At 41.7% G+C, this 1040-nt stretch carries 1 protein-coding gene; it reads left to right on the top strand.

Features of this window, described 5'->3' with window-relative positions; all coding sequences use genetic code 11:
• Positions 1-144: 144 nt before the first annotated feature.
• A complete protein-coding gene (locus WJR50_RS34105) occupies positions 145-903 on the top strand; it encodes a transposase (RefSeq protein WP_341297799.1) in 759 nt (252 codons plus the stop codon).
• The last annotated feature ends 137 nt before the right edge of the window (positions 904-1040 follow it).

Here is a 1040-nt window from a genome sequence, read left to right as displayed (position 1 = left end):
AAGGCCGGATTTAAGCAGTTGACTGCCTGGTTGAAAAAGCAAAAAGTAGATGCCTGTAATAGTTTTTTCTGTATGGAACACACAGGCCACTATACCTTAGCAGTATGCTGTTTTTTGCAAGAATAAGGACTATATTATACACTAATAAGTCCACTGCACTTGAAGAAGTCTCTAGGCATTACCAGGGGCAAAAACGATCGGATAGATGCCTGCCGTATCGCTGAATTTGCTTGTTTGCATCAGCGCAAGCTACAACCGATGCAACTACCTTCAACCTGTTTACTAAACCTTAAAAATCTGATGGCTTTTCGTGATCGGCTTACCAAGACTAAAGTCAGCCTGAAACAGACAATACAGGATTTAAAAGACACTTCTTCTTCGGTTGATAACAGCTTCATCATCAAACAATCTGAGAAGCAGCTACAGTTGGTGGAGCAACAAATCAAACATACTGATAAACAAATGGAAGCTACTTTGCAAGAAGATGAGCAGATACAAAAACACTTCCGTTTAATAACTTCTGTAGTAGGGATTGGTATGATCACAGCCGTGGCTTTGCTGATCTACACCCAGGACTTCACCGCTTTTGATAACGGACGACAGTTTGCTTGTTACGCAGGAATAGCCCCTTTTGAATACAATTCAGGAAGTAGCATTCGGGGTAAGACTAAGATCAGCCCCCTCGCCAATAGAAAAATGAAAGCCTTACTCAGCAACTGCGCCAGTGCCGCAGTACAACATGACCCGGAATTGAAAGCTTACTATCAACGCAAAGTCAAACAGGGTAAAGCCAAATTATCTGCTCTCAATGCCGTTAGGGCTAAACTGGTCAATCGCGTTTTTGCCACGGTAAATCGGGGAACAGAGTATGTGGTTATGCCACAGTATGGCCAGGCCGCCTGATCAAACTAATATTTTTCTTTGTCAATGCCCCTCACCTGGACTGGGGGTATTGATAAAGAAAATATGGAATACGAAGTAAAGCATACATTCTTGGAAAAGTTATAGCTATTTGTATTGTTTTTATCTTAGAATTCCAG

It is taken from the genome of Catalinimonas locisalis (genome assembly GCF_038039535.1).
Classification (GTDB): Bacteria; Bacteroidota; Bacteroidia; order Cytophagales; family Cyclobacteriaceae; genus Catalinimonas.
The sequence above is the reverse complement of the archived record's forward strand: the minus strand, read 5'-3'. Positions and strand labels throughout refer to the sequence as shown.